Annotated in this window: 7 protein-coding genes; 5 read left to right on the forward strand and 2 right to left on the reverse strand. The window is 44.1% G+C overall.

The window, feature by feature from the left end:
* Positions 1-14: 14 nt before the first annotated feature.
* Positions 15-722, reverse strand: coding sequence for a histidine utilization repressor (gene hutC / locus FC652_RS02745; RefSeq protein WP_176297391.1), 708 nt, complete (start codon positions 720-722; stop codon positions 15-17).
* A gap of 193 nt (positions 723-915) precedes the next feature.
* On the opposite strand from hutC, the gene FC652_RS02750 reads away from it, so the two are divergent.
* The 5 genes from FC652_RS02750 (at position 916) to rplT (ending at position 5,182) form a co-directional block, all read left to right on the forward strand.
* Positions 916-1,659 (forward strand): sporulation protein, encoded by a 744-nt coding sequence (locus FC652_RS02750; RefSeq protein ID WP_176297392.1) that lies wholly within the window; start codon positions 916-918, stop codon positions 1,657-1,659.
* A gap of 346 nt (positions 1,660-2,005) precedes the next feature.
* Complete coding sequence (gene thrS / locus FC652_RS02755) at positions 2,006-3,934, forward strand: threonine--tRNA ligase (RefSeq protein WP_103185269.1); 1,929 nt, start codon at positions 2,006-2,008, stop codon at positions 3,932-3,934.
* A 3-nt stretch (positions 3,935-3,937) separates the two neighbouring features.
* Positions 3,938-4,489: a translation initiation factor IF-3 gene (infC, locus tag FC652_RS02760; RefSeq protein ID WP_081036175.1), complete on the forward strand. Its 552-nt coding sequence runs from the start codon at positions 3,938-3,940 to the stop codon at positions 4,487-4,489.
* 103 nt (positions 4,490-4,592) lie between these two features.
* Positions 4,593-4,787: a 50S ribosomal protein L35 gene (rpmI, locus tag FC652_RS02765; protein ID WP_011080265.1), complete on the forward strand. Its 195-nt coding sequence runs from the start codon at positions 4,593-4,595 to the stop codon at positions 4,785-4,787.
* 41 nt (positions 4,788-4,828) lie between these two features.
* A complete protein-coding gene (rplT, locus tag FC652_RS02770; RefSeq protein ID WP_004727974.1) occupies positions 4,829-5,182 on the forward strand; it encodes a 50S ribosomal protein L20 in 354 nt (117 codons plus the stop codon).
* A gap of 57 nt (positions 5,183-5,239) precedes the next feature.
* Here the strand turns inward: rplT and FC652_RS02775 are convergent, their stop codons facing one another.
* Positions 5,240-6,202 carry an integron integrase gene (locus tag FC652_RS02775; protein ID WP_176297393.1) on the reverse strand — a complete coding sequence of 321 codons (963 nt, stop codon included), beginning with the start codon at positions 6,200-6,202 and terminating at the stop codon, positions 5,240-5,242.
* Positions 6,203-6,466: the final 264 nt, after the last annotated feature.

The following is a 6,466-nucleotide window of genomic DNA, read 5'->3' on the forward strand; positions in this document are numbered from 1 at the left end:
TGTGATACTCTAAATTACAACAAAATCTTAGAGCTCAGCTTGTAGCGATTACCCGGATGATACAGCAGTGCGGTGCTGACGAGTTTGTCTTCACTCCAAGTACGACGGTTGAGCAGCAGACAAGGTTCATTGACTTTCATGTTGAGCTCTTGGCGAATACGGGTATCGGGCATGATGGCTTCAACCGTATGTTCCATCGCACTCAAAGGGCAGTTCTCAGAAAGATACTGATTGGGGGTCATTTGGGTGAAATCTTGTTGCAAATAGCGGGGTGCATAGAGGCTGTTAACCCAGCGCAACTCGAGCTGGATAGGCTCCTTATCCTCGTAGTGAATAATTTCACTGTAGAACACTTTGGTTCCTAGCATTACACCGAGTTTGGTTGCAATCGTATCATCCGCTTTGAGGACCAATTGTTGAATGACTTTGCTGTGATGCGTCTTGCCGCGATTGACCACCTCCTCGGCAATGTTACGGACATCGAGCAGTGGAGATTCTGCCTTTTCTGGTTTATCACAGACAAACGTGCCTAAACGTGGTCGCCTTTGCAATTTCCCCTCATTGACCAAATCGCGAATGGCTTTATTGACGGTCATGCGGCTGACGCCAAATTGCTCGGTCAGCTCTAGCTCAGTTGCGATCTTAAAGCCGATGTACCACTCGCCACTGTCGATTTTTGTTTCAATGAACTGTTTGATCTGAATATACAGCGGTGATGGCATAATCTTTCCTCTAATTGACTATACAAATAGTGCGTAATTAACGTTGAAAAAGCAACTTCATCGCCGCATTTTGTGGTGAAACACATTGTTACGAGCGAGGTGAGTTAATTTTCTTGCAGGTTTAAGTAGGGTTGTGTAAACAGAATCAGATAACAAAAACGACTGAAATAGTACAAAGATAGAAAGGAAAGGTATGTTTAAGAAGTTAAAAGCGTCTTTGGGTATTGGGGCGGCGAAGGTCGATACAATTCTTGATGAAATGAGCGTGCAGCAAGGGCAAACTCTAAAAGGTCAGGTGCATATTCAAGGCGGTGATGTTGAGCAGAAAATCGACGCAATTACAGTAAAGCTCAACACGGAGGTCAAAGTTGAATCAGATAATGGCGTGAGCTACCAAACCTTCACCATCGACAAAATTCAAGCCGTAGAGCCATTTATCATTCAAGCGGGCGAGCAAAAAAGCGTGGCGTTTGAGTTAAAACTTCACGATGAAACGCCAGTCACCGCAGTGAACGCATTGAAAAACCAATGCCATGTTTGGCTGGAAACGTCATTAGACATTGAGTTTGCGATAGACCCGCGAGACCGAGACTTTATTGATGTTAAACCTTTGCCAGTGGTACAAAAAGTGATTGCCGCAATCACTAGCGCTGGTTTTAACATGGTGAAAGCGGATGTAGAGAAAGGTTTTCTTCGAGGGCAAAATTTTGCGTCGCGCTCTGGTTGTTATCAAGAGCTTGAGTTTCGTAGCAATGGCTTCCTAGGCAGCAAAGAGATTGAGTTATCTTTTATTCTGGAGGGTGGTGTGGTGCATTGCTTAGCGGAAATTGATCGTTCGCTCAGTTTAGCTGGGGATCAGTACCGCTCATTCACTCTGCCACTAAACGCAACGGACTCACAAATCGCGCAAGCCATCGCGCCAGTATTAAGCGCTTAATGTTGTGTCGCTGAACTTTGCTTAAGCGAGTCAGGTCGATATTCGTGGATCAGTGAATGTCGGCCTTCTTTCTGTTTTGCTTAAAGTCCTCTTCAAACCTCACTTTCGTCGGGCCGTTACCACTTCAGTCTTTTCATTCGCCTAAAGAGAGCGATTTAAATCGTTGTGATTTAAGCCTAATCGTTTACAATGTTCCGCTTCAAGCGCAGGTGCATCCGTATTTGTACCAAAGCTTGTCGAAAATTATCTAAATTCATTTATGTTTGATTATTAATATATTGATTTTCAAAGCGTAATTACTGAACACGTGTTGCTTGGTGTGCAACACCACTGTAAAGGAATCAAAATGCCTATTATTACTCTTCCTGACGGCAGTCAACGTCAATTTGATAACCCTGTATCAACGATGGATGTCGCGCTATCTATCGGCCCCGGTCTTGCGAAAGCAACCATTGCTGGTCGTGTGAATGGCCAACGCGTCGATGCATGCGATTTAATCGAAGAAGATGCAAGCTTAGAGATCATCACCACGAAAGATGAAGTCGATGGTCTAGAAATTGTTCGCCACTCTTGTGCTCACCTACTTGGTCACGCACTGAAGCAACTTTATCCAAATGCCAAAATGGCTATCGGCCCAACCATTGATAATGGTTTCTACTACGATATCGATTTGGAAGAGTCATTGACGCAAGAAGATCTAGAAAAGATCGAAGCACGCATGCAAGCATTGGCGAAAACCAAATATCAGGTTATCAAGAAAAAAGTAAGCTGGCAGGAAGCGCGTGACGCGTTTGAAGCTCGTGGTGAAACATACAAGATGGAAATCTTGGATGAAAACGTATCACGTGACGACCGCCCAGGTCTTTACCATCACGAAGAATACATCGATATGTGTCGTGGTCCACACGTGCCAAACATGAGCTTCTGTCAGCACTTTACTTTGTTGAACGTGGCTGGTGCGTACTGGCGTGGTAATAGCGACAACAAGATGCTTCAACGCATCTATGGTACCGCTTTCCACGATAAGAAAGCGCTGAAAGATCACCTGACTCGTCTTGAAGAAGCGGCAAAACGTGACCATCGTAAGATCGGTAAACAGCTTGATTTGTTCCATATGCAGCAAGAAGCACCGGGCATGGTGTTCTGGCATCACAATGGTTGGTCTGTATTCCGCGATCTTGAAGTCTTTATTCGTGAGAAGCTCACGGAATATGGCTATCAAGAAGTAAAAGGCCCATTAATGATGGACCGTGTACTTTGGGAACGCTCTGGCCACTGGGACAAATACGCAGATGCGATGTTCACTACTTCTTCAGAGAACCGTGAATACGCCATCAAGCCAATGAACTGTCCAGGTCATGTGCAGATCTTTAACCAAGGTCTAAAATCGTACCGCGATCTACCGCTACGTATGGCTGAGTTCGGCTCTTGTCACCGTAACGAGCCATCAGGTGCGCTACACGGTATCATGCGTGTTCGTGGTTTTACTCAGGATGATGCACACATCTTCTGTACAGAAAGCCAAATCCAAGATGAAGTAACCAATTGTATCAAGATGGTTTACGACACGTACCAAACATTTGGCTTTGACAACATCGCGGTGAAACTGTCTACGCGTCCTGAACAGCGTGTAGGTAGCGATGAAATTTGGGATCAATCTGAGGAAGCGCTAAAGCAGGCCCTAGAATCTATGGATATCGCTTACGAGATTCAAGAGGGCGAGGGTGCCTTCTACGGCCCTAAGATTGAATTTACACTATTCGACTGCCTAGGTCGCGCATGGCAGTGTGGTACCGTTCAGCTCGATTTCAACCTACCAAATCGCTTAGGTGCGACTTATGTGGGTGAAAACAATGAGCGTTTAGTGCCAGTGATGATTCACCGTGCCATTTTGGGTTCTCTTGAGCGTTTCATCGGTATTCTTATCGAAGAATATGCTGGTTTCTTCCCAACTTGGTTGGCACCAGAGCAGGCTGTGATCATGAACATCACTGACAAACAGGCTGATTATGCTCAGGAAATCGCCCAGAAACTACAAAAATGTGGAATTAGAGCAAAAGCGGACTTGAGAAATGAGAAGATTGGCTTTAAAATCCGCGAACATACTTTGAAACGTGTGCCGTTTATGTTGGTTTGCGGTGACCAAGAGATGGAAGCCGGAGAAATCGCAGTACGCACACGTAAAGGTAACGATTTGGGTAAATTTAAAGTGGATGACTTTGTTTCTTACATCCAAGATCAAATCGCTAGCCGTAAGCTCAATCTGGAGGAATAAACTATTAAAGGCGGAAGACGTGGCCAAGTTCCGGTCAAACAAAACCAGCACCGTTTAAACGGTGAAATTCGTGGCGTTCGTGAAGTTCGTTTAACAGGCGCTGACGGTGAATCTGTAGGTGTCGTTTCGATCCAAGAAGCACTTGCTGCAGCAGAAGAAGCTGGTATGGATCTCGTAGAGATCAGCCCTAACGCCGAGCCACCAGTCTGTCGTGTGATGGACTATGGCAAGTTCCTCTTCGAGAAGAGCAAAGCTACGAAAGAGCAGAAGAAAAAGCAAAAACAGATTCAGATCAAGGAACTAAAATTCCGACCTGGAACTGATATCGGAGACTATCAGGTAAAACTACGCAACCTGATCCGTTTCCTTGAAGAAGGCAACAAAGTGAAGGTAACAATTCGCTTCCGTGGCCGTGAGATGGCTCACCAAGAGATCGGTGTCGACGTTCTTGAGCGTTTGAAAGTGGATACAGTGGAACATGCCGTTGTTGAATCTTTCCCAACGAAGATTGAAGGTCGTCAGATGATCATGGTGCTAGCCCCTAAAAAGAAGTAATTAACGGCTTACAAGTAATAAAACCCAGCCGTTGAAAGGCGGCTGGGTTTTATTCGCCCTAATTACGTTGTTATTAAACTACTACAATGCGGAGTTATTCATCATGCCTAAGATGAAAAACAACAAAGGTGCTGCTAAGCGTTTCAAGAAAACTGCTGGTGGTATTAAGTACAAGCACGCTACTAAACGTCACATCCTGACTAAGCGTACTACTAAGAACAAGCGTCAGCTACGTCCAAACTCTCTACTTCCAAGATGTGAAGTAGCAGCAGTTGCTCGTATGCTTCCATACGCTTAATTCTTTTTAGTTTCATAATCGTTTAGTTTAGGAGAGACATAATGCCTCGCGTAAAACGTGGTGTACAAGCTCGTGCACGTCATAAGAAAGTTTTAAAACAAGCTAAAGGTTACTACGGTGCACGTTCACGTGTTTACCGCGTAGCTTTCCAAGCAGTTACTAAAGCTGGTCAATACGCTTACCGTGACCGTCGCGCTAAGAAACGTCAATTCCGTCAACTGTGGATTGCACGTATCAACGCGGCATCTCGTCAAAATGGTCTATCTTACAGCCGTTTCATCAACGGTCTTAAGAAAGCATCTATCGAGATCGATCGTAAGATCCTTGCGGATATCGCTGTATTCGACAAAGCTGCATTTGCAGTTCTAGTTGAAAAAGCGAAAGCAGCTCTTTAATTAGAGTTTAGGTTAAGAGAAAGGAGAGCTTAGGCTCTCCTTTTTTGTATTCAGAAACTAAAGCTTAGATAGAGGGCTGAGGACTCCGCCCGCACCTCTTTCTAATACATGAGTGTATATCTGGGTGGTTTTAACGTCAGAATGGCCTAGTTGCTCTTGCACTGTTCTTATATCTGCCCCTGATTCTAATAAGTGGGTAGCAAAGCTATGCCGAAGGGTATGACACGTGACAGTCTTATTTATACCAGCATCCCTAGCCGCTCTTTTAACTGTTCTTTGCAAGGACTGCTCATTTATATGGTGCCTCCGCAATAGATCTGATTCGGGATCAATGGATAGCTTCTCTGACGGGAAAAGATAGTGCCAGTTGAAATCCATTTCAGCACCGCGATATTTCCGTTGTAGAGAATGTGTCAACCAAACACCAGAGTATCCAGCCGTGTTGATGTCTTTCTGATAGTAGCGAAGTGCCAACGCTTCTTGCTGTTTAAGCATGGGGAACAGCTCTTTTGCCAACGTTACTGTCCGGTTCTTACCTCCTTTTCCTTGCCATATCCGTAGAGCACCATAGTGGTAGTCTATGTCCTGAACCCTGAGTCGTACACATTCCATTACTCGCAAACCAGATCCGTAAAGTAGCATGATGTGCAGTTTGTAACGTGGGTCAACATGCTGTATTAAGGAACGGAGTTCTGACTTAGTCAGTACAACAGGCAGTTTCCTGTCTAGTAGTGATTTTTGAAATTTTATCTCATTACTTAATGGAGTTCTAAAGTACTCTCGGTACAAAAACATTACCGAATTCAAAGCTAGCGCCTGGGTTTTTGCGGCCACTTTTTGTTCCAAAGCGAGATAGCTTAAAAACTCTTCAACGTGAGTCTCATTTAGAGTCGAAGGATGAGCCATTTTGTGGAAAATAATGTACTGCTTAATCCAGCTTATATACGCTTGTATGGTTTTACTTGCGTAATGACGTGTTCTCATATGATCCTGAACACTTAAAAGAAACTGATTTTTCATTCCGATAAACGCCTGTTCTTACATACAGTGGTCTCATTTTTAACAGGATAAAAAAATTAGGCTACACATTGATACTTAATTGAGATGATGAACATGTATTTTCATCCAAATTTGATATTTGTTTCATATGGTTATGTGATAGCATGCCAATAATCTTCATCTTCGAGGATGCGGTAGCGTGGGCGATTAGACCGACAAGAAGATGTATAGAGATCGTTATGCTTAATCATGTAAAATCAGTGGTTTATGCTTTTTCTTTGTTCC

It is taken from the genome of Vibrio sp. 05-20-BW147, from assembly GCF_013369385.1.
GTDB lineage: Bacteria > Pseudomonadota > Gammaproteobacteria > Enterobacterales > Vibrionaceae > Vibrio > Vibrio floridensis.

Excerpts from the sequence above, each read along its gene's own strand:
- rpmI (WP_011080265.1), top strand. The coding sequence starts at position 4,593 with ATGCCTAAGATGAAAAACAACAAAGGTGCTGCTAAGCGTTTCAAGAAA.
- FC652_RS02750 (WP_176297392.1), top strand. The coding sequence starts at position 916 with ATGTTTAAGAAGTTAAAAGCGTCTTTGGGTATTGGGGCGGCGAAGGTC.
- hutC (WP_176297391.1), bottom strand. The coding sequence starts at position 722 with ATGCCATCACCGCTGTATATTCAGATCAAACAGTTCATTGAAACAAAA.
- rplT (WP_004727974.1), top strand. The coding sequence starts at position 4,829 with ATGCCTCGCGTAAAACGTGGTGTACAAGCTCGTGCACGTCATAAGAAA.
- thrS (WP_103185269.1), top strand. The coding sequence starts at position 2,006 with ATGCCTATTATTACTCTTCCTGACGGCAGTCAACGTCAATTTGATAAC.
- FC652_RS02775 (WP_176297393.1), bottom strand. The coding sequence starts at position 6,202 with ATGAAAAATCAGTTTCTTTTAAGTGTTCAGGATCATATGAGAACACGT.